This window comes from Micromonospora sp. NBC_00389, assembly GCF_036059255.1.
In the GTDB taxonomy this organism is placed as follows: domain Bacteria; phylum Actinomycetota; class Actinomycetes; order Mycobacteriales; family Micromonosporaceae; genus Micromonospora.
Genome location: NZ_CP107947.1, coordinates 6310579 through 6336487, shown reverse-complemented (window position 1 = coordinate 6336487; position 25909 = coordinate 6310579). Strand labels below are relative to the sequence as shown.

General features: G+C 68.6%; 16 protein-coding genes. 13 read left to right on the top strand and 3 right to left on the bottom strand.

The features are described from left to right. Nucleotides 1–119 precede the first annotated feature (119 nt). The 10 genes from OG470_RS29960 (at nt 120) to OG470_RS29915 (ending at nt 19605) form a co-directional block, all read left to right on the top strand. Nucleotides 120–1418: an ABC transporter substrate-binding protein gene (locus tag OG470_RS29960; RefSeq protein ID WP_328417674.1), complete on the top strand. Its 1299-nt coding sequence runs from the start codon at nt 120–122 to the stop codon at nt 1416–1418. Nucleotides 1419–1532: 114 nt separating this feature from the next. Next, nucleotides 1533–2450, top strand: coding sequence for a carbohydrate ABC transporter permease (locus tag OG470_RS29955; RefSeq protein ID WP_328417672.1), 918 nt, complete (start codon nt 1533–1535; stop codon nt 2448–2450). A gap of 113 nt (nt 2451–2563) precedes the next feature. After that, nucleotides 2564–3370, top strand: coding sequence for a carbohydrate ABC transporter permease (locus OG470_RS29950; RefSeq protein ID WP_328417670.1), 807 nt, complete (start codon nt 2564–2566; stop codon nt 3368–3370). Nucleotides 3371–3372: 2 nt separating this feature from the next. Then, nucleotides 3373–5295 (top strand): glycoside hydrolase family 127 protein, encoded by a 1923-nt coding sequence (locus tag OG470_RS29945; protein WP_328417668.1) that lies wholly within the window; start codon nt 3373–3375, stop codon nt 5293–5295. 87 nt (nt 5296–5382) lie between these two features. Then, entirely contained in the window at nt 5383–10122 is a 4740-nt protein-coding gene (locus tag OG470_RS29940; RefSeq protein ID WP_328417666.1) for a discoidin domain-containing protein, read from the top strand. 68 nt (nt 10123–10190) lie between these two features. Continuing rightward, on the top strand, nt 10191–13376 hold the full coding sequence (locus tag OG470_RS29935; protein WP_442931001.1) for an OmpL47-type beta-barrel domain-containing protein: 3186 nt from the start codon (nt 10191–10193) through the stop codon (nt 13374–13376). Nucleotides 13377–13400: 24 nt separating this feature from the next. Further along, entirely contained in the window at nt 13401–14024 is a 624-nt protein-coding gene (locus OG470_RS29930) for a hypothetical protein (RefSeq protein WP_328417664.1), read from the top strand. Nucleotides 14025–14089: 65 nt separating this feature from the next. Next, nucleotides 14090–15154, top strand: a complete 1065-nt coding sequence (locus OG470_RS29925) for a hypothetical protein (RefSeq protein WP_328417662.1) — start codon at nt 14090–14092, stop codon at nt 15152–15154. Nucleotides 15155–15241: 87 nt separating this feature from the next. Then, nucleotides 15242–18265, top strand: coding sequence for a beta-L-arabinofuranosidase domain-containing protein (locus OG470_RS29920; protein WP_328417660.1), 3024 nt, complete (start codon nt 15242–15244; stop codon nt 18263–18265). 311 nt (nt 18266–18576) lie between these two features. Continuing rightward, nucleotides 18577–19605, top strand: a complete 1029-nt coding sequence (locus OG470_RS29915; RefSeq protein ID WP_328417658.1) for a LacI family DNA-binding transcriptional regulator — start codon at nt 18577–18579, stop codon at nt 19603–19605. 52 nt (nt 19606–19657) lie between these two features. Here the strand turns inward: OG470_RS29915 and OG470_RS29910 are convergent, their stop codons facing one another. Further along, a complete protein-coding gene (locus tag OG470_RS29910; RefSeq protein WP_328417656.1) occupies nt 19658–20680 on the bottom strand; it encodes a LacI family DNA-binding transcriptional regulator in 1023 nt (340 codons plus the stop codon). A gap of 308 nt (nt 20681–20988) precedes the next feature. Here OG470_RS29910 and OG470_RS29905 point away from each other — a divergent pair, with 308 nt between their 5' ends. After that, nucleotides 20989–22176, top strand: a complete 1188-nt coding sequence (locus OG470_RS29905; RefSeq protein WP_328417654.1) for a low temperature requirement protein A — start codon at nt 20989–20991, stop codon at nt 22174–22176. Between the two features lie 35 nt (nt 22177–22211). On the opposite strand, the gene OG470_RS29900 is transcribed toward OG470_RS29905, so the two are convergent. Then, nucleotides 22212–23396 carry a low temperature requirement protein A gene (locus OG470_RS29900; protein ID WP_328417652.1) on the bottom strand — a complete coding sequence of 395 codons (1185 nt, stop codon included), beginning with the start codon at nt 23394–23396 and terminating at the stop codon, nt 22212–22214. Nucleotides 23397–23612: 216 nt separating this feature from the next. Between OG470_RS29900 and OG470_RS29895 the strand changes: the two genes are divergently transcribed. Then, nucleotides 23613–24425 (top strand): SAM-dependent methyltransferase, encoded by an 813-nt coding sequence (locus OG470_RS29895; protein WP_328417650.1) that lies wholly within the window; start codon nt 23613–23615, stop codon nt 24423–24425. A 32-nt stretch (nt 24426–24457) separates the two neighbouring features. Here the strand turns inward: OG470_RS29895 and OG470_RS29890 are convergent, their stop codons facing one another. Next, a complete protein-coding gene (locus OG470_RS29890) occupies nt 24458–25048 on the bottom strand; it encodes a TetR/AcrR family transcriptional regulator (protein WP_328417648.1) in 591 nt (196 codons plus the stop codon). Nucleotides 25049–25138: 90 nt separating this feature from the next. On the opposite strand from OG470_RS29890, the gene OG470_RS29885 reads away from it, so the two are divergent. Further along, nucleotides 25139–25894: an SDR family oxidoreductase gene (locus OG470_RS29885; protein ID WP_328417646.1), complete on the top strand. Its 756-nt coding sequence runs from the start codon at nt 25139–25141 to the stop codon at nt 25892–25894. Nucleotides 25895–25909: the final 15 nt, after the last annotated feature.

Below are 25909 nucleotides of genomic sequence, written 5' to 3'. Positions count from 1 at the left end.
CCACCGGCGGCTCTAGCCCCGTCTCAGCAACCCGAGCGAACCAATGATCCGGTCTGAGCCTCAGCTCGCGGGGACCGCCTGGCGGCTCCCTCCGAACGATGAACCCTAGGAGAGGAATCATGAGAAAAACCTTGGGCAGACGCACTGCCCTTCGTTCGCTGGCGGGAGTCCTCGTGGCGGCGCTGACTGTCGGCATGGCCGCGTGCAGCGGCGACGACTCGGGCGGCTCGAGCGCGGCCGAGGCCGGACCCAACGGCGTCGACGACGGCAGCGAGCTCACCCTGTGGACCCGCGCCCCCCTGGAGAAGCAGGCGAAGCTGCTCGTCGAGGCGTACAACTCCAGCCACCAGAACAAGGTCAAACTGACCGTCGTACCCAACGACGACTACGTCGCGAAGGTCGGCGCGGCGGCAGGCTCGGACGGCCTGCCGGATCTCTTCGCCGCGGACATCGTCTATGTGCCGAACTGGGTGAACCAGGGCCTGTTCCAGGATCTCAGCGCGAACATCGACGGCCTCAGCTTCAAGGACTCCATCAACAAGGGGCACCTCTCGGCCGGCACGCTCGACGGCAAGAAGCACGTCCTACCCTTCGTGCTGGACCTGTCGATGCTGTTCTGGAACAAGCAGCTGTTCAAGGACGCCGGGCTGGACCCGGAGAAGGCGCCGGCAACGCTCGACGAATACGCCGCCGCCGCCAAGGCGGTGCAGGCCATGAAGAAGCCCGGCGTCTACGGCACGGCGGCCGGTCTGAACTGCGGCGGCTGCCTCGTCTTCACCTGGTTCCCCTCCGTCTGGGCGAGCGGCGGTGAGGTGCTGAGCGAGGACGGCACCGAATCCAAGCTCGGCGACGACACCGCCCAGAAGGTCTACAGCACCTGGCATGACATGTGGAAGTCCGGTGCCGTGCTGCCCTCCTCGGCGGGCGAGACGGGTCCGACCTGGACTGCCGCATTCACCGAGGGCAAGGTCGGACTGATGCTCTACCCGGCGACGCTGCTCTCCTCGACCCCGTTCGACGTCGGTGTCGCCGCTATCCCCGGCCCGACCGGTGGCGGCTCCACCTTTGTCGGCGGAGACGGCATCGGCGTCTCGAAGGACTCGAAGAAGGCGGCGCAGGCCTGGAACTTCCTCAGCTGGATGATGTCCGAGGCCGCCCAGGTCGAGGTGCTGGCGAAGAACAAGGACGTGGTTTCCCGCGCCGACCTCGCGAGCAACAAGTACGCCGCCGAGGACCCACGGCTGGTCACCATCAACGACGCGGCTGGTAAGGGCGACACGCCCGTCGCGCTGAACTTCCAGCAGGCGTTCAACGCGCCGAACAGCCCTTGGCTGACCCTCGTCCGTAATCGGGTGCTGAACGGTAGCGGCGACCTGCAGAAGGACAACGGCGAGATCAACGCCGTACTCAAGCAGTAGGTGTTCACCGCAGGCGTGTGCCGTCCAACGGCCTTGTCGGCCGGCATGCGCCTGCGGCGGGACACGACTCGCACGTGTCAACGACCGCCCGTCGCGACTGAACGAGAGGTTTCCATGAGAGTCACCGCACCGTCTCGCCCGCCCAGTGCGGCGATGCGGGACCGCGCCCGCCCACGCGGCCGTCAGGCCCTGCTTGGCTGGCTCTACGCGACACCGACCGCGGTGTTCGTGGTGGCGTTGTTCGCTGTGCCGCTGCTGCTCGTCATCAAGATGTCGGTGTCGAGATGGCCGCTGTTGGCCGGCGACCAGGGGATCAACGCTCCCGACAACTTTGTGAAGGCGATCAACCACCGGTTCTTCACCGACTCGGTGGTGTTCACCATCAAGTACACGGCGCTCGCGACCGTGCTGCTGCTGGCCCTCGGGTTGGGGCTGGCCCTGCTCGTGCAGGAGTCGAGCCGGTGGAACAACCTGCTCCGTGCGTCGTTTCTGATTCCCAGTGCCCTCGGGCTGGCGTCGGCGTCCCTGTTGTTCTACGTGCTCTATTCGCCGTACGCGAGCCCACTGGCGCCCGTGATGGATCGCCTGGGCGTCACCTTCCTCGGTTCACCGAACGCGGCGCTCTTCTCGACGACCTTCCTCATCGTGTGGCGCTACGCCGGCTTCTACATGGTGCTCATGCTGGTCGGCTTGCAGGGCATACCGGCGGACGTGTACGAGGCCGCACGCGCGGACGGAGCCAGCCGCTGGCAGACCTTTCGGAAGATCACCCTGCCGCTGCTGCGCCCGACCCTGGCACTGACGACCGTCCTCTGCGTGACCGGCTCCCTGCTCGCCTTCGAGCAGTTCTACATCCTGACGAAGGGCGGGCCGGACAACAGCACGATCACGGTCGTTCAGCTCATCTACATGGTGGCGTTCCAAGGTCAGAACGACCTCGGTGTGGCGGCGGCCCTCTCTGTCATCGTGCTGGTGGCCCTGGTCCTCATCAATGCGCTGCAGTTGCGCGCCTTCCGGTCCGAGGAGAATTGACGACGATGGTCGCCCTGCCCAGTTCCACTTCAACCACTGCCGGAGGGCCACCTCTGTCACCCGTGGCGCCAGTCGGCCGGCGCAGAACCAAGGGCGTCACCATCTTCGGCATAGTGCTGCGCACACCGTACTGGGTGTTCACCGGATCGGTGGGATTGATCTTCCTGGCTCCGCTGCTCTGGACGGCGGTCGCCTCGGTCGGCCCGCAGGCCGGCACGAACCAGGTCGATGGTTGGGGATTCGGCAACTACGAGACGCTGGCCAACTACCAGGCCGGCATCTGGCGCTACCTCGCGAACTCGACCTTCGTCTCCCTGCTCACGGTCACCCTGACGCTGCTGATCTCCCTGTTCGGCGGTTACGCGTTCGCGCGGTTCCGCTTCCCGGGCAAGAACATCCTGTTCCTGGTGACGCTCGCCATCCTCATGGTCCCGTACGCGACCTTGCTCATCCCGCTCTACGTGCTGCTGAACCAGGTAGGGCTGGAGAATTCCCTCGTCGGCGTGGCCCTGGTCCTCACGATGTTCCAACTGCCGTTCTCCACCTTTCTGATGCGCATCTCCTTCGAAGCGGTGCCGCGCGAGCTGGACGAGGCCGCGATGGTCGACGGGTGCTCGTCGTTCAGCGCCCTGTGGCGAGTGCTGTTACCCGCCGTCAAGCCGGGCCTGATCACCGTGGGGCTGTTCGCATTCCTCGCCGCGTGGAACGACTTCATGGCACCGCTGATCCTCATCAACGACACCGAGCGCATGACACTTCCGCTCGCTGTTTCCAATCTGCGGGGCCAGGTTCAAGGTGTCGTCGACTACGGGGCTACTGAAGCGGGCGTCGTCGTTCTCGCCCTTCCGTGCATCGTGCTGTTCCTGCTGCTTCAACGACACTACGTGCGCGGCTTCATGTCCGGCGCGATGAAGGGATGACCATGAGCGGCACCGTACCTGCGGCCGCCCCTGTCCTGCCGATTCGTGGCCGGCTGCGGCCCGTCGGGCTGGACAAAGTCCGGATCACGGGCGGATTCTGGGCTGAGCGTCAATCAATCAACGGCGTCGCGACCCTCGAGCACATCGAGCACTGGCTTGAGCGGGAAGGCTGGATTCGAAACTTCGACCTCGCCGTGCAGGGCGACCTTTCGCGCGAACGCCGTGGACGCGAGTTCTCCGACTCGGAGATCTACAAGTTCCTCGAAGCAATGGCGTGGGAGATCGGCCGGACCGGCGATGCGGAGCTCGAGACGAGATTTCGCGCCATCGTGCGCCGGGTGGCCGCGGCACAGGAGTCCGACGGCTACCTCAACACCAGGTTCGGTCGCCCAGGCCAGGCACCGCGGTGGTCCGACCTCGAATGGGGTCACGAGCTCTACTGCATCGGTCACCTTCTGCAAGCCGCGGTCGCCCGCGCGCGAACGCGTCCAGGCGCGGACGACGGGCTGCTCGACATCGCCCGCCGTGCCGCCGACAACGTGTGCGAAACGTTCGGGCCGGACGGCATCGACGGCCTCTGCGGACATCCGGAGATCGAGCCCGCGCTGGTGGAGTTCGCCCGGGTCACCGGTGACGACCGCTACCTGACCCAGGCCGCTCTCTTCGTCGACCGGCGGGGCCATGGCCGGCTCAGCGATGTGGAGTACGGTCGCGAGTACTTCCAGGACGAGCTTCCCGTGCGGCAGGCGACAGTCCTGCGCGGGCACGCCGTGCGGGCGAACTACCTTGCCGCCGGCGCCACCGACGTCGCGGTCGAGCTGAAAGACGCCAGCCTGCTGGAGGCGGTACGCAACCAGTGGAAGAACGCGGTGGCCCGGCGCACGTACGTCACCGGCGGTCAGGGCTCCCGCCACCAGGATGAAGCCTTCGGCGAGGACTGGTTGCTGGCCCCCGACCGCGCGTACTCCGAGACCTGCGCCGGGGTCGGCTCGGTGATGCTCGCGTGGCGGTTGCTGCTGGCCGACGGCGACCCCCGGTACGCCGACCTCATCGAGCGGACGCTTTTCAATGTGGTGTCGACCTCGCCGTCGGCCGACGGGCGGAGCTTCTTCTACACCAACACGCTGCACCGGCGTGAGCTCGGCACCCTTCCCGACGCCGACCGGCCCAGCCTTCGTGCGGCGGCCTCGCTGCGGGCACCCTGGTTCGAGGTTTCCTGCTGCCCGACCAACGTCGCCCGTACCCTGGCCAGCCTGACGGCGTACATCGCCACGTCCGACGACGAGGGCCTCCAACTCCACCAGTACATGCCCGGCACCGTCGAGCACCGCCTCGCCGACGGGCGTGACCTGTGCGTGAGCATTGCGACCGACTACCCCCACGATGGGCAGATCCACGTACGGATCGACAGCGACGACGACCGCCCCTGGTCGCTCTCGTTGCGCGTGCCCGGTTGGGCGGCCCAGGGTGCGACGGTGACCATCGACGGAGACAGCCGCCCGGTCGGTCCCGGCTTCGTCACCGAGAATCGGACGTGGCGACGAGGCGACGAGGTTGTCCTGTCGCTGCCGATGGCACCCCGGTTCACCTACCCGGACGCGCGGATCGACTCGGTCCGTGGCTGCGTCGCGGTGGAGCGCGGCCCTCTGGTGTTCGCCCTGGAGTCGGTGGACGTACCCGGCGTCGATTCCGTCGATGAGCTTCGCGTCGACGACAGCCAGCCGCCCCGCCTGGTCGATGGCCGGGTCACGGTGCGCTGCCGGCGCGTGCACCCGCAGGACCACGGCTGGCCCTACCGACCCGACGCGGCCGGGGCGGCGCCGATCGTCGGCGAGGTACTCGACGAGGTGGCGCTGGTGGAATACCACGCCTGGGCCAATCGCGGGCCCTCGACGATGCGCGTCTGGCTGCCCATGGACCGCTGACCCGGACGTCATGGGCTGAAGGGCAGGCCCGATGTTAGCGCTAACGCTCCACCCGTTCGGCCGCACCGACAACAAGGAGGAAAGAACATGATCCATGGACGCGTGCGGAGGGTGCCCCTATGGGCCGCCCTGGCCGCGCTGGTGGTCGGAGGGGCTGTGGGTGTGCCATCCCCAGCCAACGCCGCCAGCCCGATTTTGCCCGGCAACGAGGGCGACGTCGGGGTTTACACCGACGGGCAGAGCCATGCCATGGACATCGGCGACCCGGCCTACAGCAACGTCGGCGACGTCGCCAACCAGCTCATGCCCGGTGTGCCGTTCACCGCGGGGAACATGCACCAGTCGATCTTCGAGAAGGATCTCGCCGCTGGCGGCACGGACTACTACCTCGACCGCATTCTGGGTGTCCACGGGACACTCGGGTCAGCGGTGCTGATGACCCGAGGCCGATCCCTGTACATGCGCGGCGCGAGCAACAACAACTTCACCACCATGGGCTTCGCCGGCAGCGCCTACGTCGGTGGCCCCAACAACCTCGGCAACCTGTACACCGTCACGGTGCCGGGGCAGGCCGTCACCGAGGTCAACGCGAACCGGTTCAACGCGCCGAGCCACGCCAAGAGCCGGTACACGATCGGGACCACCGGCGTCACCGCCGACCTGACCAAGTTCATCACCGACGACAACGTCGCGGTCACCGCCATCGACTTCAAGAACCCCGGCGGCTCGCCGGCGACCTTCACCGTCCGCGCCGCTTCCCCGCTGGCCACCCAGGCCGGAACGGGCACGGCGACGCTCACCGGCACGCGCACCATCACCAGCGGCGCCAACAACGGACTCGTCGACACCGCGTGGAACTCGATCAAGATCGACCTCACCGGTGCCGGTTTCAGCCGTACCGGCACAAACCTGGACCGCGAGATCACCGTGCCCGCGGACGGCTCGCTGTCGCTGTCGGTCGTCGGCGCCGTCTCCTCGGCCACGCTGACCAAGACGGTCGAGAGCTACCAGGAGTACGCCGGCATGTCGGCGGCCACGGCCGTGCGTACCGGCATCACCGCGTTCAACCGCCGCTGGGCACAGGACGTCCCCTACATCGACCTGCCCGACCCCGCCCTGGAGAAGGCCATCGTCTACCGCTGGTGGGGCGAGCGGTACAACACCCTCGACGCGAACGCATCCGGTCACGTCTACCAGTACCCGACGACGATCGAGGGGGTGAACCTCTACCAGAACGCCGTGGCGCTGACCCAGCCGATGCACCTGCAGGACACCAAGTGGCTGCGCACGCCCTACCTGCCGTACGGCCAGATCCTCAACATCGGCGAGCTGTCCGGCTCCTCGGCCTTCCTGGACAGCCCGGGGCACACGAGCTGGAACAACCACTACTCGCAGTACCTCGGCACGGCCGGGCTCGAGGCCTACAACGTGCACGGCGGTGGCAAGGAGATCGCCGGGAAGTTCGCGCACTACTTCGAGGGCGACGGCGTCGGCCAGCTTGAGCACTACGACGGCAACGACGACAAGCTCATCGCGTACGACACCAACTACATGCCGGGCAACGACGCCGACGCCATCACCTTCGGCTACCCGAAGACCAACGCCGGCGCACCCGGGGCGCGCACGATCGAGCGACCCGAGTCGGCGTACGTGTGGGGCGCGTTCGACGCCGCCCGCCAGCTCTACCAGATCGCCGGCGCCGACCAGGCCAAGGTCGACGAGATGGCGACCGGTGCCAACGAGATCCGCGCAGCGATCCTCGACCGGCTGTGGAGCCCCGACACGCGGATGTTCCTGGCCGGCACGTCGCACGGAGCCACCAGCGCGGCCAGCTCCAACGGCCGGCCCAACCCGCTGCCCCAGTCGGCCCGTGACCTGATCCCGGCCAAGGAGTCGAACCTCTACGACATCTACGCCGAGAACCTCATCCCGTTCGACCAGTGGCAGACCTACGTCGACGGGTTCCGCTTCCTGACCTACGGCGACAACTTCCCGATCTTCCCGTTCTACACCGCCAACCAGTACGACCGGTCGGCCTACGGGGTGGGCGGCTCCAACAACTTCTCCAACATCAACTTCACCGTGCAGTACCGCAGCGTCCGCTCCGCGCTGCGCCACTACGACCCGGAGCAGAAGTACATCACCCCGGCGTACGCCAAGCGGCTGCTGGACTGGATGGCCTGGAGCATCTACCCGGGTGCGGACATGCGGGTCGCGAACCAGGCGGAGTACTACTCCAACTGGAACGCGACCGCGAAGACCTACAACCGCAACAACCCGAACCACATCATGCTCGGCAACATGAACTACATCTTCGTCGAGGACATGGCGGGCCTGCAGCCGCGCTCCGACGACAAGATCGAGCTGTCGCCGATCACGTTCGGCTACGAACACTTCATGGCCAACAACCTTCGCTACCACGGGCAGGACGTCACCATCGTCTGGGACCCCGACGGCAGCAAGTACGGCCTGGGCGCCGGCTACAGCCTGTTCCTGAACGGCGAGAAGAAGGTCAGCACCGACAAGGTCGGCAAGTTCACCTACGACCCGGGCACCAACCAGGTCCAGGCCGAGGACGGCCTCACCGTCACCTTCACCGCGACGACCGGGGCCAACTTCCCGAGCGCGGTCGACGCCCCGATCCAGGACGACCGCGTCGTCTCGTATCTCAAGACGGCCGGCATCGACCTCACCGAGGACGCGCCGAACCTGACGGCGGACGCCAACCTCAGCTCGTCGTACACCCAGCAGGGTGTGCGGCCGACGCCGTGGCGGCAGTTCCACACGCCGGGCTGGAGCACCACCTCGATGAACTACACGCCCGGCGCCATCAAGGAGACCGAGCGGCCGGTGTCGCTGGCGGCCGTGACCGACGGCGTCACCGCCAACGAGCCATACTGGGGCAACTACGGCACCGCTGACAAGAACGGCTACGTCGAGCTCGACCTGGGTTCGGCCAAGTCCTTCGACAACGTGAAGGTGTTCTTCGTCAGCGACCGTCAAGCCGGTGGCTACCGCGAGCCCGCGCGCTGGTGGGTCCAGGTGCCCGACGGCAACGGAGGGTGGAAGGAGGTACCGGGCCAGTTCAAGAGCCCGACCGTCCCGTCGGCGAAGTTCAACGAGGCGTTGTTCGACACCGTGACGTCGAACAAGCTGCGCATCGCCTTCACGAACAACCCGACCTTCTTCACGGCGATCTCCGAGATCCAGGCGTTCGACTCGGGGCGTGACGTACCAGAGGTCTCCAACCAGGCACCCGCGGTCACCGCCACCCGCGACGGCTCGGCGGACGGCAACCTGTCCACCAGGCTGGTCGGCACGGCGTCCGACGACGGCGTCCCCTACGACAGCGAGCTCACCTTCGGCTGGGAGACCGTCTCGGCGCCGCAGGGCGCGGGCGTCATCTTCTCCGACGCGAAGGCGCTGGCGACCCGGGTGACCGGCACGATCGAGGGTGACTACGTGTTCCGGCTCTTCGCCACTGATGGCGAGAAGCGGTCGGAGGCGACCGTGACGGCGACCCTCGCCAAGCGGGAGGTCGTCGCGGAGTTCGGCTCCTCGGCGACGATCAGCACCAGTGGGACCTCGTCGTGGGAGAACCACCAGCGGGTCAATGAGAGCACCACCCCGAACAGCTCCAACCCGGGTGCCGGAAACGGCTGGGGCAACTGGGGCCAGACGCAGAACGGCACCAGCATCGAGCGTGCCGCGTGGCTCCAGTACCGGTGGACCGCACCGGTGCGGCTGTCGTCGACCGACATCTACTGGTACGACGACAACGGCGGCACCCGTCGGCCCACGGCCACGACGTACGCGATCGAGAGTTCCGAGAACGGCACCACCTGGACGCCGGTCACCCTCACCAAGGGCTCGACGTACGCCGCTGGGCTCACCACCAACACCTACAACCACTTCGACTTCGAACCCGTCACAACCAGCTACCTACGCATCCGCATCTGGGGCCTCATGGATGGCGGTGCCGGCACGGGCGTGCTGCGCTGGCGCGCCAACGGCGAGACCGTCAACTCGGTGCGCTCGCCGGTGCTCATCCGGACCGGCGTGGGCCAGGTGCCCGCCCTGCCGAGCACGCTCGACGCGATCTACGCCAGCGGCGCTCGCGGCACCGTCGCGTTCAACTGGCAGGAGATCACGCCAGTGATGGTCGCGGAGCCCAACGTGGACCCGTTCGTGGTCTACGGCACGAACGACGCGTACGGCCAGATCGCCGAGGCCCGCATCTACGTGCGGCCCGAGATGTCCCCAGGCGGCATCTCGATCCAGGGCGCCGAGGCGTTCGAGCAGGCCGTCGAGGTGGGCGAGCTGCCCTACCTGCCGAACAAGGTGGAGGTCTCCTACAACGACGGCTCCCGGGACAACCAGGCCATCGGTGTCGACTGGGACTTCGACGAGAACATCGTCAACACCCCCGGTCGCTACACCATCATCGGTGACCTGATCCTGCCCTACTACGTCAGCGAGGCCGGTGCCACGCGGACCACGCTGACGCTCACCGTGGGCGACCCGCCGGAGACCCCGGCGTGGGACGTCGAGGTGCAGGCACGCACACAGTGCACCGGCACCAACGTCTATGTCTCGGTCAACGCTCGCAACGCCGAGGACGTGCCGCTCACCATCGAGCTGGTCACGCCGTACGGGTCGCGCACGGTGGCCAACGTCGCGCCCGGGAAGGCCGCCTACCAGGCGTTCAACACCCGCGCCAAGACGGTGCAGGCCGGGATCGCGACGGTGAAGGCCACCGGAACCGTCAACGGCCAGCCGGTAACCGAGGAGTTTGAGGCGCCGTTCGGCGCACTCAGCTGCGGCTAGGCATCCGTGGTGGCGGCGCCGCACCGGTGCCGCCACCACCCCCGCCCAACAGTGAGGAGATCGACACCGTGAACACCACCGTGGTGCGCGGCGCCGCCCCACCAACAGCCCGGCCGTCGCGTCGGCTCCGCAGGATGGCCGCCGCGACGGCGGTCGCCGGGCTCGTCGCCGCTGGCCTGGTCGGGGTCGCCGCGCCGGCCTACGCCGCCGATCCGTACACCTTCACCAACACCGTCAACCCGATCCTCGGCGACGGCAGTTACTACTCGGCCGATCCGGCGCCGGTCGTCGTGCCGGCCGGCGCTCCCGGTAACGACACCGACCGGGACGAGCTCTACATCTACACCGGCCATGACCAGGCCGGACCGTCCACCAACGACTTCATCATGAACGAGTGGGGCGCGTTTCGTACCACCGACGTCGAAGCCGGCGAGTGGACCCACCATCCGTCGCTGATGCGCCCGGAACAGGTCTTCGCCTGGGCGACGCCGGGACGCGCGTACGCGGGCCAGGTCATCCAGGGCGTCGACAAGCGCTACTACTGGTACGTCCCGATCAACGAGCGGGACAGCCCGGCGGCCGACAAGTTCGCCATCGGCGTGGCCGTCTCGGACAGCCCGACCGGCCCGTGGACCGACCACGCGGGCGGGCCGATCATCTCCCAGCGGGTGCCCGCGGCCAACAACATCCACAACATCGACCCGACGATCCTCATCGACGGCACCGCCCCGAACCAGCGGGTGTACGTCTGGTGGGGCTCGTTCAGCCAGCTGCGCATGCAGGAATTCCAGCAGGACATGAAGACCCCGGTCGGCACCCAGCGCACCGTCACCGGCCTGACCGGCTTCTTCGAAGGCGCCTGGGTCTTCAAGCGCAACGACACCTACTACATGGCGTACGCCGGCAACAACGCCGGCCCGACCTCGCAGTGCACGCCGGCGAACTACCACGCCTGCATCGCGTACGGGACGGCTTCGTCGCCACAGGGGCCGTGGACCTACCGGGGGACCGTGCTCCGGCCGGTCTCCTCGACGACGAGTCACCCGGGCATCCTGGAGTTCAACGGCACGTGGTACCTCGCCTACCACACCGCTGACGCCGTTGGCGGCGGCCACTTCCGCCGCTCGGTGGCGATCGACCCGCTGGAGTGGGACGACACGCTGACCCCGCCGCGGATGAAGCTCGTCACGCCAACACCGATCAGGGGACCGGACCGCACCCCCCGGCCGAACATCGCCCAGGAGGCGACGGTCACCGTCTCCAACCAACCGGTGCCCACCCAGTACTGGGTCAAGGCGCTCAACGACGAGATCGTCCGATCGAACCCGCTGCCACCGGACATGTGGGGGACCTGGACGGGCAACAACCCGCCACAGCAGTGGGTGCAGTACACGTGGGACCAGCCGATGCGGATCTCCGGTTCGCAGATCGACTTCTGGAACGACCAGCCGCAGGGCAGCGGCGTCGGCGTCGCCGCACCCGCCCGCTGGCGCGTCCAGTACTGGAACCTCGACACCGGGCAGTGGGCCGACGTGCCCAATCCGAGCGGCTTCCCGACCGGCACGCAGGGCTTCCAGGACACCACCTTCGACCCGGTGACCACCACGCAGGTACGCGCCGTGCTCGACGCGTCGACCAATGGCAGCACCTACTCGGCGGTGGCGGTCGAAGAGTGGAAGATCCTCGCAGCGCAGCCGGAGACCGTCAGCGCACCGACGATGACGGTGGAGGTGGGGGAGACCGAACTGCCCGGCAGCGTTCCCGTGTCGTTCGGCGCCGAAACGCTGGGGGTGCCGGTCTTCTGGGACCCGGTGCAACCCGACGATGTCGCGACGCCCGGAACGTTCACCATCCAGGGCAGTGTGCTCGGCTACGCCGCCAGTCGCGTATCCGCGCAGGTCCGAGTCATCTCGCCCGGCGACACCGAGGGCGACGAGACCCCGCCGACACTGACGCTCACGCCCAGCGGCAGCGCGGGCGGTGCCGGCTGGTTCCGGTCCGCGGTGCGGGTGCGCGTCGCCGGCACCGACGACCGTGGCGGTCGGCTGACCATCGAGTCGCGGGTGGACGACGGCGAGCCGGTCACCGCGAGTGACGTGCGGTCGGTTGACGTCACCGTCTCCGGAGACGGTCAGCACACCGTGCGGGCGACCGCGACCGACCGCGCCGGCAACGTGTCCGCGCCCGCGAACGTCCCCGTACGCATCGACGCCACGGCACCGGTCAGCACCGCCACCGCGAACAGCGCCACCCGGACGGTCACGGTGACCGCCAGCGACGCGACCTCCGGGGTCGCCCGCATCGAGTACTCCATCGGCACCGGTGCGTGGACCGCCTACAGCGGCGCCATCGCGGCACCCGACTCCAACCGGCACACCGTGTTGTTCCGTGCGCTCGACGTGGCGGGAAACCTGGAGACCGCCAAGACGGTCACCATCCCGGCGGACCTGTCCGGGCCACTCACGGGCAACATCGGGCCCATCGCGACCCCGACCGCCTCCTACACGGCGGGTTGGAACAGCGTCACGGCCCTCAACGACGGCGCCGACCCGTCGAACCCGAGCCAGGCCCAACTCTGGGGCACCTGGTCCGGCACCCGTCCGGCGACCCAGTGGGTCCAGTACGACTGGTCGCGCCCGGTACGAATCACCGGCGCCGAACTGAAGTTCTGGCGGGACGCCAACCGCGGCACCGGCGACGGCGTCGCCGAGCCCGACGGGTGGGTGCTGCAGTACTGGGACGAGCCCGGCTCGGCCTGGCGCGACGTGACCGGCGCATCCGCCTACGGCACGAGCACCACCGCGTTCAACACCGTCACCTTCGACCCCGTCACCACGCCCCGGGTGCGGGCCACGATCCGGGCCAACGGGAACGGCACCACCTACTCGGCGGTCGCGATCACGGACTGGCGGGTCTTCGCCGACGACCCGGGCGTACCACCGGAGGTGCCCGTCACGGTCAGCGCGCAGGTGCGGTGCGTCGGCGGTAGGGCGTACGTCGCCGTGCTGGCGCGCAACGAGCACGACGCGCCGGTGGACATCGTCCTGGAGACGGCGCACGGCCAGCGTTCGGTCGCCGATGTGGCGCCGGGTGCGAACGCCTACCAGTCGTTTGCGACCCGGGCGGTCTCGGTGGCGGCCGGCTCGGCGACCGTCCGGGCCACCGGGCCCATCAACGGCGAGGACGTGACGACCGTCCGCATCGCAGACCACGCCGATGTCGATTGTGCCGGCGATCCCCGTCAGGCTCCGTAACCACTAGTGACATTGGAGTAGCAGATGAACACGTGGAATCGAAAGCGGTTGATCGCGGCGGGCGCGGTGCTGGTCGGGACGGTGGCGTTGCAGTCGCCGGCCCGGGCGGAGCCCGGTGACAACGCCGACGTGCAGGTGACGGTCGATATCGAGGAGATCACCGAACCTGGTGTGCTCGCCATGTCGATCGCCGGCAACTCGGTCGCGCTGTCCGAGGACGGCTCGACCCTGCTGGTCCGTCAGTTTGTCGGCACCCTGCCGACGGTGACGGTCACCGACACCCGTACGGCCGAGGAGGTGCCCGACAACGCCGCCTGGGCCGTGCTGGGTAGCGCCACCGACTTCGTCGGCGGCGCCGGTCAGGCTCCGATCAGCGCCGGCCACCTTGGTTGGAAGCCGCGCCTGCTCGACGGCGGCGACACCGGCCTGGTCTCCGGAGGCGAGGAGGTGGTGACCGTCCTCGACGAACCGACCCAGCCCGGCAACAACGTGGGCCTGGTCGACCAGGAGCTGTTGGTGTCGACGTTCGACTCCGCGGCGGTCACCGGCGACGCGTACTCCGTCAACGCCGACCTGTACCTGCGGACCCCGGCGGATGTCGCCGCCGGCTCGTACACCTCGACGTTGACCCTGTCCCTGTTCGAGTGACGCACGGGTGGGGGCCGTCTCGCCGCGGCCCCCACCATCACATCCCTTCGTCGAAGGACCCCGCGATGATCCGGACCTTGCCGCGGACGCCGATGCGGCTGCTCGCCCTGCTGGCCGCGGTGCTCGTCACCGTGCCGATCGCACCCGCCACGGCGGCGGCGGAACCGACCAGTCCGACCTTGACCTGGGCGGTCCAGCCAGCCAACCAGCAGGGTCCCGACGGCCGCCGGTGGATCGAGCGCACGCTCGACCCGGGTCAGGTGGTGACCGAGCACCTGGCCGTGCGGAACCTCAGCGACGGCAGGGCGGTCTTCGCCCTGAAGGCCGCCGACGGCTACCTCACCGACAAGGGGCGCTTCAACATGCTCCCGTCCGACCGAGAGTCGGAGGACGGCGGCACCTGGATCACGGTGCAGAGGACGGTCACCGTCGGGCCCAAGGAGACGAAGGTGGTGCCGTTCACCATCACCGTGCCGCACGACGCCTCGCCTGGGGACCACCCGGCCGGCATCGCGGCGACGGTCACGAGCACGGGGGGCACGGTCGCCGTCGAGAGCCGGGTCGGGTTCCGGGTCATGCTGCGGGCCAGCGGTACGGTCACGGCCGCCCTGGCGATCAGCGGTCTCACCGCCAGGTACGAGCGCTCGTGGAACCCCTTCTCGGCCGGCGCCATCCACCTCAGGTACGCCACGACGAACAACGGCACCGTGGCGGTGACCGGTACCGGCCGGACGACCGCCACCGGGCCGCTCGGCCTGGGCACGCGGCAGACCTCAACGAAGGTCGACGAGATGCTTCCCGGCGGCAGCCGGGAGGTCGACGCCCGCGTCGACGGAGTCCGGGCATGGGGGCGACTCCGGACGAGCGTCGACGTCACCCCGGCCGTCCCCGGTGCTGGCCCCACCGGCGCCGAGATCCAGTCCGCCACCGCCACCGCCACCGTCACGACCTGGGCTCTGCCCTGGCCGCAACTGGCCCTCGCTGCCATCCTCGCAGCCCTCGCCCTCACCATCCGGAGCACCGCCCGGCGACGTCGGCGGCGACTCGCGCAGCTGCTCGCCGACGCCCGGGACGAGGGCCGGGCGGAAGCCCGGAGGCAGGCCGCACCGTCAGCACGTACCCCCGCCTGAAAGGACGATTTTCACGTGGTCCAATCCGAGAAAATGCCCGCCAGTCGACGTCAGGTACTTCAGGCATCAGCCGTCGGTGTCGCCGCGGTGGCCACCGCGGGCGCGCTGCCGACGACCGCTGCCCAGGCAGCAACAACCTCCGAGGCGACAATCGGCCCGACCGCGCGGGGCGCGACCCCGGCCGATCCCGGCCCCGGCGGCACCGCCCCGGTCAGGCCGTTCCAACTGCGTGACGTGACGCTGGGCGACGGCCTGCTCCAGGAGAAGCGCGACCGGATGAAGAACTACCTTCGGCAGCTCGACGAGCGGCGCTTCCTCGTGCTGTTCAACAATCAGGCCGGCCGGCCGAACCCGCCGGGCGTCTCCGTCCCCGGGGGCTGGGAGGACGGCGGGCTGCTCAGCGGCCACTGGGCCGGCCACTTCATGACAGCCCTGGCGCAGGGCTACGCCGACCATGGAGAGCCGATCTTCAAGAGCAAGCTCGACTGGATGGTCGACGAGCTCGCGGCGTGCCAGGCCGCTATCACCGCGCGGATGGGCGGCGACCCGGGCGGTGAGGAACCGGAGGAGCCGCAGATCGGCCGGGTGCCGGGCCGCTTCGGAAGTGGCCTCCGCCTGAACGGCCCCAGCCGGGCACAGCACGTGGCCCTTCCCCAGGAGGCGATCAGCCAGCTCGCCGACTTCACCATCGCCACCTGGGTGAATCTCGCATCCGCCCAGAGCTGGAGCCGGCTGTTTGACTTCGGCCAGAACACCACGGTCAACATGTTCCTGACCCCGCGTGCCGGTGTCACCGGCAACGTGCCGAGGTTCGCGATCACGGTCAGCGGAAGCGGCGGGGAGCAGCGGATCGACGGCGCCGCGGCATTGCCGACCAACCAGTGGGTGCATCTGGCCGTCACCCTCACCCAGAACACCGGCACGCTGTACGTGAACGGCCAGCAGGCCGGCCAGAACACGACCATGACCCTCAGTCCGGCCGACCTCGGGAACCCCGGAAACCGGTGGATCGGGCGGTCGCAGTACGGCGATCCGTTCCTGGACGCGACCGTCGACGAGTTCCACATCTTCGACCGTGCCCTGAGCCAGCCAGAGGTCCAGTCGTTGCTGGACTCGGCGGACGGGAGCACCGGCGGCGGGTCGATCGCCTGGTACCGGTTCGAGGAGGAGGAAGGCTCCACGATCAGGGACGCCTCGCCCAACGGCCGGGACGGCGGCATCGTGGCGAGCCAGAGCGGCGGGGCCGCCGTCTGGGTCCCGACCCACCCGGGTTATCTGGGCGCGATCCCGGAGGACGCGGTGCTCCGACTCGGTCCGCCGAGGTGGGCCGTCTACGGCGGCGACCTGACCACCAACACCTGGGCGCCGTGGTACACGCAGCACAAGATCATGCGTGGTCTGCTCGACGCGTATTACCACACGGACAACCAGAAGGCCCTCGACGTGGTCGTCAGGATGGCCGACTGGGCTCACCTCGCGCTCACCGTCGGGGACAAGAACCACCCCGCGTACTCGGGCCCGATCACGCGGGACAACCTGAACTACATGTGGGACCTCTACATCGCGGGCGAGACCGGGGGCGCGAACGAGGTGTTCCCCGAGATCTACGCGCTCACCGGCGACGCGAGGCACCTGGACACCGCCAAGCGCTTCGACAACCGGGAGTCACTCTTCGACGCCTGCGTCGAGAACCGCGACATCCTCGTCACGACGCCACAGACCCGTCCCGGTCGTCGTCGGCCGGACCGGCTGCACGCCAACTCGCACGTGCCGCAGTTCGTCGGCTACCTGCGCGTCTACGAGCACAGCGGCGACCGCGAGTACCTCCAGGCCGCCAAGAACTTCCTCGGAATGGTCGTCCCGCACCGGATGTACGCCAACGGCGGAACGAGCGGCAACTACCCAGGTTCCAACAACAACACCGAGTTGTTCCAGAACCGGGGCAACATCGCGAACTCGATCGCCCAGGGCGGCGCGGAGACCTGCACCACCTACAACCTGATCAAGCTGGCTCGTAACCTGTTCCTCCACGAGCACAACCCGGCCTACCTGGACTACTACGAGCGCGGCCTGCTCAACCAGATCCTTGGTTCGCGCGCCGACAACACGAACGTCAACAACCCGCAGGTCACCTACTTCCAGCCGCTGACCCCGGGGGCCACCCGCAACTACGGCAACACCGGCACCTGCTGCGGCGGCACCGGCATGGAGAACCACACCAAGTACCAGGAGACGATCTATTTCAAGTCGGCCGACGGCAAGACCCTCTGGGTCAACCTGTACGCACCGTCGACGCTGACCTGGGCCGAGAAGGGCTTCGTCGTCACTCAGGAGACGAGCTACCCGCGGGACGACCGCACCAAGCTGACCGTCAACGGCCGCGGCCGGCTCACCATCAAACTGCGGGTGCCGGGCTGGGTGCAGAAGGGCTTCTTCGTCACGATCAACAGCGTCGCTCAGAAGGTCGCCGCCAAGCCCGGCAGTTACCTGACCTTGAGCCGGACCTGGAAGCCGGGCGACACGATCGAGATTCGGATGCCGTTCAGCATCCGAATCGAGCGGACCCTGGACCGCCCCGACACGCAGTCGGTCTTCTGGGGTCCCCTCCTCATGCAGATCCTCGGGAACCCGGGTGTGGGCAACTACCGGGAACTGTCCCTGTACCGCCACTTGAAGCGGGACGGCGACTACGCCCGCTCGGCGATCACTCACGACAGCACCACGGCGACGGGTGACGCGCTGTTCACCACGCACGGCTTCACCCTGCGGCCGTACCACATCGGCGACACCCAGGCCGCCTCGACGTACTTCCGGCGGGTCGAGCCGACGATCGTGTTCGGGTCGGTCGACACCGGTGTGCCGAACCGCAAGCGGAACGACGGCCTGCCGAACTACGACGTACCCGTAGCGGGCATTCCGTCGCCCGGCAGCGACGGCCCCACCTTCCTCGACCTGGTCTGGGATCAGGCGCCCTTCAAGACCCACGGCCAGTTCGTGTCGACCGTCAGCCACATCGCGAAGACGTTCGTCGAGGCCGGCATCTTCAGCCGGAGGGAAAGGTCGATCGTCGTGACGAGCGCCGCTCGATCGAACAAGGAACTCGCTCCGTAGGCGTTGCCGGCTGCTGCCCGCCCACTCCATGGATGGCCGTGGCCCGATCGACCCGACCGGGCCACGGCTGTTCCGGTGACCCAACGGCCGGCTGCTCAAGGTTTCGAGAGAGGTTTCGAGGGGGCGAGTTGCCGCGACCCTGCCTGTCACAAGGGCGGCGGGATCCCCGTGTAGTGTTCGGGCTGCAACCCCGCCGCAACGTCGCCGAAAAGGTTTTAGGATGTGCTTCCGCTGGCTGACCGACACGACACTCCGGCGGCGGCCTCGCCGACGCCCACCGCTGCGGTGTGGGTCGCTGGGAGGGAGCAAGCATGACCACCGAGCCTGAGGTCCCCGCTTATCGCCCGCCCACGCTCACCGATGTCGCCAAGCTCGCCGGGGTGTCGGTGGCGACCGCGTCCAAGGCCATCAACGGACGCGGCGAGGTGCGGACGACCACGAGAGTCCGAGTGCTAGAGGCCGCGGAGTTGCTGTCCTTCGCGCCGAACGCCCTGGCCCGTGGGCTTCTCAGTGGTCGGACCGGGACCGTCGGCCTGCTGACGAGCGACCTGGAGGGGCGCTTCTCGATCCCCATCCTCATGGGCGCGGAGGACGCGTCCGGGGCGGGTCAGGTCTCGGTCTTCCTGTGCGATGCGCGCGGCGACGCGATCCGGGAGAAGCATCACGTACAGGCGCTGCTGTCCCGGCGCGTGGACGGCCTCATGGTCGTGGGCTCCCGCACCGACCCCCGCCCGCCGCTGGCCGGCAACATCCCCGTGCCGGTCGTGTACGTCTACGCCCCCTCCGCCGATCCGGCGGATATCTCGATCACCGTCGACAACGTGGGAGGTGGACGGCTCGCCATCGAGCACCTGCTGGCGTGCGGCCGGCGCAACATCGCCCACATCACCGGGGAGGCCGGTTTCCAAGCGGCCCGGGACCGCGCCGAGGGCGCGGCGGCGATGCTCGCTGCCGCCGGCCTGAGAATGGTCGGCGACCGGCCCTACTTCGGGTCGTGGGACGAGTCCTGGGGGCGAGCCGCGGCACACATGGTCGTCGAGCAACATCCCGAGGTCGACGCGATCTTCTGCGGCAGCGACCAGATCGCACGGGGTGTCCTGGAGACGCTGCGCGACTTCGGACGCGATGTGCCGCGAACGATCTCGGTGATCGGCTTTGACAACTGGGAAGCCATCGCCGCGGACTCACGCCCGCGTTTGACCAGCATCGACATGAACCTCAAACACCTCGGCGCGGTGGCCGGCCAACGGCTCTTCGCCGCTATCGACGGTGCCGCGGCCAGCTCGGAGGAGTTCCCCGGTCGCGTTGTGATGCGCGAGTCGACCCTGCCCGTCGGCTGAGTGTCGGGGCGTGGATGCCGGGGCGGGTGGTCGAGGCCCCGGCGAGCGGGTATCAGCGATGCAGCACAGGGCCGGTGGACTCGCGTACGACGAGGCGGCCGGGTTGCCGGATGACGCCGGCGCCGGCGTTGCCGTCCATGGCGGCGAAGAGGTGATTGACCGCGGCGGCGCCGAGTTGTTCGAGATTGAGGTCCACGGTGGTCAGGGGCGGTCGGCAGTCGGCGGCGAAGAACTCCCAGTTGTCGTATCCGACGATCGCCACGTCGTCCGGGATTCGCCGACCGAGGTCCCGCAGGGTGTCGGCGGCGCCAGCGGCGACCTGGTCGTTGCCGCAGAAGATCGCGTCCACGTCAGGTCGGGCGGCGAGCAGTAGCCGGGCGGCGTGCCGGCCCCACCGTTGCGACCACTCGCCGTAGAGCGGGTCGCCGGCGGGGGTGAGCCCCGCCTCGGCGAGCACCGCTCGTAGTCCGGCGACCCGATCGCGTGCCGCGCGGTAGGTGTCGGGCCCGGTGATGTGCCCGATCCTGCGTCGGCCGTGTGACACCAGATGTTCGGCGGCGAGTCGGGCGCCGCCCTCGTCGTCGGCGACGATCGACAGGTCTCGCGGATCGGTTGACTCGGCGTAGGCGTAGACCACCGGGACCGGGATGTCCTGTGTCAATGATGGGCGCAGGTCGTTGCTGTCGCCGACCACGATGAACCCGTCGACCTGGCGGGCGAGCAGGGTGCGGATGTAGTGCTGGCGGCGGATCGCGTCGCCGCGAGCGTCGCAGAGCAGGACGGACATCTGCCCGTTGCCGAGGGCGTTCTCGGCGCCGAGCAGGATGGGTATGGCGAACCGGCCGCCGAGTTCGTCGGTGAGCAGCCCGACCGTGCGGGTGCGTCCGGAGATCAGACCGCGGGCCAGCACGTTGGGCTGGAAGGACAGTTCGGCGGCGGCCCGCAGCACCCGCTCCCGGGTTTCCGGGGCGACCTCGGCGCGGCTGTTCAGTGCCTTGGATGCGGTGGCCACGGAGGTGCCGGCCCGGCTCGCCACGTCGCTCAACGTCACTGACTGGGATCGTCGTCGGCCCACCGAAAGCCTTTCGCAAACATTTCAGGGTGGTTGGTGGTTTGCTTGCTGCCCCTTGGTTCTCGTAAGAGTAGTGCGCAGACTGGTTTCGGGGAAGGCGACGAAGCCGTCGAGGCAAGGTGGGCGGCCGATACCGACGACGGTCAATCGAAAGCGTTTTCGGACCGCAGCGCCTCGACGGCTGACCACCGACCGCGTCAGGCCCTTCGCACGGCACCCGGCCCCGGGCAACCACCCTACGTCAATCTCTGATTACCCGTAGTGTCGTCATCCGGTGGCGGTAACGGTGGACGGGCGCGGCAGGGTGGTCGATGACAGCGGATGGCGACGCCGGGGTGGCGGTTTCGGGCCGGAGGAATCCGGCGCATCCGGCACTCCTGGAACTCTTCTTCGATCTGGTCTACATCTTCGCGCTGATCTCCCTCGCGGAGAAGCTGGCCACCGAGCTCACCTGGACGGGTGCCGCGCAGACCGTGGTGTTGCTGCTCGCGTTCACGTTCATCTGGGCGCTGACCGCGTGGGCGGGTGACGCGCTCGACCGGAGCCGGCCGGCGGTCCAGCTGCAGTTCATCGGGGCAATGGCGGCGAGCATGCTGTTGGCGGCCACGGTCCCCGACGCGTACGGCAGCCGTGGCCTGCTGTTCGCGATCACCTACGTGGCGATCCACGTTGGCTCCAGCGTCTACCACCTGCTGATCGTGCGGGAGACGTCCCAGCGTGGGAGGAACGGTCGGGTCCTGTTCTGGGAGGCCATCGCCGCAATCGGGTGGATCAGTGGAGGGTTCCTCGGTGACACGGCTCGGCTGGTGCTCTGGGCGGCGGCGGTCGGGGTGGAGTACACCGCGGCCGCTCTCGGCTGGCCGGTACTGCGACTGGGGCGTCCGCGCTCCGAGGAGTGGGGGCCGGCCAGCGAGAGACTCTCCGAGCGGTACCGGCAGTTCGTCATCATCGCGCTCGGCGTCTCGATATTCACGACAGCGGAGACCTTCAGTCAGAGCGACTACACGGCCCCGCGGGTCTGGGCGCTCGTGGTCGTCTTCCTGGTCGTGGTGCTGATGTGGCGGATCTACATCTACCGTGCGGGAGAACTCCTGACCGACGCGATCGCCAAGTCGACGAACTCCGCCCTGCTGGGCCAGTCCGCCGCGGTCACTCACCTGATCATGGTGGCCGGTATCGGGGGCGCGGCGGTCACCAGCAAGCTCGTCATCGACCGCCCGTTCGGTGAGACCCCACCGTCCTGGGCCGCGGTCATCCTCGGTGGACCGGCTCTCTTCCTGATCGGCCGTGGGCTGCTCGACTACACCGTGTTCGGTCGGGTGTCCAGGTCGCGGCTGGCTGGTCTGGTCCTGCTGAGCGGGGTGGCACCGGCGACGTACCTGCTGCCGCCGCTCATGGTCGTCCTCCTTGCCGTGGTCGTTCTCGCCCTGGTCGCCGTGGCGAACCTGCTGAGCACCCGGGTGCACACCCGTACGGCGAGGCCACCGGCGTTGGGCTGACGTCGACCGGGCCGCAGCGCCGGCACTCCCGCGGCTCACCCGGCGGGCAACGGGGCACTGGTCAACCGCGAGCGCGGGGCCCTCGTCTCCACGATCAGCGTGAGCAGCAGGACGAGGTTCGCCACGATCATGATGGCGAGCGGTGGCAGCAGCGGCATCGCGGGTCCGGCGGCGCCCAGCACGACGACCCCCACCACCCGTGACCAGAGGATCCGGCCGGTGACCACGAAGTCGAACAGGCAGCCACCGAGCAGGAAGAGTGCGGGCCCACCCAGGATTGCGACGATCCAGCCCGGCGGGGCCTCGCCGAACGGGCGGTCGATGACGAGTGAGTCACTGGCCGAGATGACCACCACCCCCGCCACCATGACCAGGTGGGTGTACGAGGTGGCGGTGCCGGAGCGGACCCGCTCCACCGTCGAGACGGCGGTCGGCGCCAGTAGCTGCCGGATCCGGTGGAAGTAGATGTGGAACAGCAGGAGCGCGTTGGCGAACGCGATCGTGCACGCGACCACCCGGCCGGCCTCGAAGCCGCTGGCGGCCAGGCCCATCCCGATGGTCAGGATCAACTCGCCGAGCGAGATGATGAAGATCTGTCGGTGTCGTTCGGACAGGTGTGCGCCGGTGAAGATCTGGCTGGCGAGTTCGGTACGACCGAGCCCCGGCGTCGGCCAACCGATCCGGGCCGACCCGAGGTCGACCGCCACCGCGATGGACCAGAGCACCAGCCTGGCTGTGCCGTCCACGAACACGCCAGCCACCCATGGCCCGACGGTCACACCGAACCAGAAGAAGACCCGGATGCTCCTGGCCTGGATTGGCCGGTTCACCCGGGTGCCGGGAATGAGAACCGAATCCCGGGCGAGGTGGATGGCGAAGTACGCCGCGACGAAGAGCCACGCGTGTGTGCCGAAGGCACGCGGCACCGCGACGGCCATCAACAGGGTGCCGAACATGACCACGAGAACGGTGGCCTGGATCAGCGGTAGCCGCGGATTGAACAGGTCGGTGAGCCACGCGGTCAACACCCAGACCCACCATGCGGCCAGCAGCAGGACGGCGGTCTGCGCCGCGTTACGAACGCTGAGATCGTCGACCAGTCCCACGGAGAGCCGGGAGAACATGAAGATGTAGACCAGATCGAAGAAGAGCTCCAGGAACGTCGGAAACTCGGGCGCGCCGCGTCGGCGAAGAATCCGGGGTAGCGGACTCGACGTCACGGCGTCTGCCTCCTCTAGGACGCCGGACCGGGAGCGGAGGCGCTGGCAACCTGGCAAGGTTCCTGTCACCTCTGAACCTACAAAACAGGACAGGCCCGGACACCCGAAAGGGCTCAGCCCGTCTCAGCTGTTTCTTTGATCTTCAGGCATTGAAGGTCACCGGGGCGCGGGCCTATCGTGTCCGGGACCAACCACGTCACAACCAGAGGAGCCTCGGTGACGGACGCGCCTTCCACGGACGGGGGCCGGGCGAGCACAGTGGACACCAGCGTCCCGCACTCGGCCCGGTTGTGGAACTACCTCCTCGGCGGCAAGGACAACTTTGCCGCTGACCGGGAGGCCGCCGAGCAGGTGCTCGCCTTCATGCCGGAGTTGGTCCAGTCGGCCCGGTTCAACCGCGAGTTTCTGGGCCGTGCCGTGCGGCACCTCGCCGGTGACGCTGGCATCCGGCAGTTCCTCGATATCGGCACCGGCCTACCCACCGCGAACAACACCCACGAGGTCGCCCAGGCGACCGCCCCGGAATCGCGGATCGTCTACGTCGACAACGACCCGATGGTGCTGGTGCACGCTCGGGCGCTGCTGACCAGCAGCCCGGCGGGCGCCACGGACTACCTTGAGGCCGACCTGCGGGACCCGGGCCCGATCCTCGTGCAGGCCCGCCGGACATTGGACTTCGGACAGCCGGTGGCGATCATGCTGTTGGGGATCCTGAACTTCGTCGTCGACGACGACGAGGCGACGCGGATCGTCCGGCGTCTCGTGGACGCGGTACCCACCGGCAGCTACCTGGTCATCTCCCACCCGACCCGCGAGGTCAACCCGGAAGCGGTCGACCAGGCCGTGGAGATGTGGAACGCCGGCGGCGCCGCGCCGATGTGCGTGCGGACACCGCAGGAGATCACCCGGTTCTTCGACGGCCTCGACATCCTCGAGCCCGGCCTGCTCACCTGCTCCCAGTGGCGTCCGGACGGCAACGACACCACACCCGTCTCCGAATACTGCGCCGTGGCCCGCAAGAGCGGCTGAGCGGACGACGAGGCCGCGCGTGACCGCCGGTCTCAGGCTTCCGGCAGGAACTGGGCGGTGAGGGTACGCGCCGTCGCCGTCAGCTTGTCGATGTCCAGGCCGGTGCGGCCCATGAACACGAGCCCCTGCTGCGCGGCCAGCAGTGCGCGCGCCGTCTCGACCGGGTCGGCACCGCTCGGCATGTCACCCTCGTCCTGGGCTCGTACGACGCACTCGGCGACCAGGGCGGTGGTGCTTTCGTAGGTGCGCCGCGCCTCCGCCAGGACGTCAGCGTCGGTGGTGGCCAGCTCGCAGGTGCTGTTCGCCATGAGGCAGCCGCGGCGGGCGGCGATTCCGCCCGGGTCGCTCACCGGTGCCATCACGAACGCCCGCAGGGCGTCCAGGGCACGGGGAGTGGAGGTGAGCATCTCCCGCAGGTAGCCCCCGCTTGTGTCGGTGTAGCTGCGCAGCGCCCGAAGGAAGAGCTGATGCTTGTCGCCGAAGGCCCCGTAGAGGCTGCCCTTGCCCAGCCCGCTGACGCGCATGAGGTCCTCCAGCGAGGTCGCCGCGTAGCCGGCGTCCCAGAACTGGTCCCGGACGGCGCGTAGCACCTGCTCCTCGTCGAACTGCCGCGGTCTGGCCATGTGACCAGCGTAGCAATTATTGACCGACCGGTCCACCAACCGTATGGTGGACCGAGCAGTCAAAAACCTGGTCACGTGAAGGGAACACTCATGTCACAACCTCTCCAAGGCAAGATCGCCCTCGTCACCGGCGGTTCCCGGGGCCTCGGCGCGGCCACGGCCCGTTCGTTGGCCGACTCCGGCGCGGACGTCGCGATCACCTACGTCGGCTCCGCCGACAAGGCCGCCGAGGTCGTCAAGGAGTTGACGGGCCGGGGCGTACGCGCCGCCGCCTTCCAGAACGACCAGGCGGACACCTCGCGGGCACCCCAACTGATCAACGATGTCGTGGCCCGGTTCGGCGGCCTGGACATCCTGGTCAACAACGCCGCCATCTCCGTGGAGCAGGGCAGAACGGTCGACGACCCCGACGCGGACATCGCCGCCCTGGACCGGATGCACGCCACCAACTACACCGGCGTCATCGCAATCATCCGCTCTGCGGCGAAGGTGTTGCGCGACAACGGCCGGATCGTCAACATCGGCTCGGGCGTCGGCTCCCGCGTCGGGGTCCCCGGCCTCGCTGACTACGCCGCGACCAAAGCCGGGCTCATCGGCTACACCAGGGGCGTCGCCCGCGACCTGGCACCGCGCGGCATCACCGTCAACATGGTGCAGGCCGGCCTGATGCTGACCGGCATGGAGCCGCCGAACCCGGAGGTCCTCAAGACCCTGGTGTCGAGCCTCGCCCTCCAGCGGCTCAGCGACCCGGCCGAGACCGCGGCGGCCGTCACCTTCCTGGCCAGCCCGGCCGCCTCGTACATCACCGGCGCCGTGCTCGACTCCAACGGCGGGTACACCGCCTGACCGGATCGGAACCAG

Bases quoted from the DNA above. Each gene is read 5' to 3' on its own strand.
- OG470_RS29960 (WP_328417674.1), top strand. From the start codon at position 120: ATGAGAAAAACCTTGGGCAGACGCACTGCCCTTCGTTCGCTGGCGGGA.
- OG470_RS29955 (WP_328417672.1), top strand. From the start codon at position 1,533: ATGAGAGTCACCGCACCGTCTCGCCCGCCCAGTGCGGCGATGCGGGAC.
- OG470_RS29945 (WP_328417668.1), top strand. From the start codon at position 3,373: ATGAGCGGCACCGTACCTGCGGCCGCCCCTGTCCTGCCGATTCGTGGC.
- OG470_RS29940 (WP_328417666.1), top strand. From the start codon at position 5,383: ATGATCCATGGACGCGTGCGGAGGGTGCCCCTATGGGCCGCCCTGGCC.
- OG470_RS29930 (WP_328417664.1), top strand. From the start codon at position 13,401: ATGAACACGTGGAATCGAAAGCGGTTGATCGCGGCGGGCGCGGTGCTG.
- OG470_RS29925 (WP_328417662.1), top strand. From the start codon at position 14,090: ATGATCCGGACCTTGCCGCGGACGCCGATGCGGCTGCTCGCCCTGCTG.
- OG470_RS29915 (WP_328417658.1), top strand. From the start codon at position 18,577: ATGACCACCGAGCCTGAGGTCCCCGCTTATCGCCCGCCCACGCTCACC.
- OG470_RS29905 (WP_328417654.1), top strand. From the start codon at position 20,989: ATGACAGCGGATGGCGACGCCGGGGTGGCGGTTTCGGGCCGGAGGAAT.
- OG470_RS29890 (WP_328417648.1), bottom strand. From the start codon at position 25,048: ATGGCCAGACCGCGGCAGTTCGACGAGGAGCAGGTGCTACGCGCCGTC.
- OG470_RS29885 (WP_328417646.1), top strand. From the start codon at position 25,139: ATGTCACAACCTCTCCAAGGCAAGATCGCCCTCGTCACCGGCGGTTCC.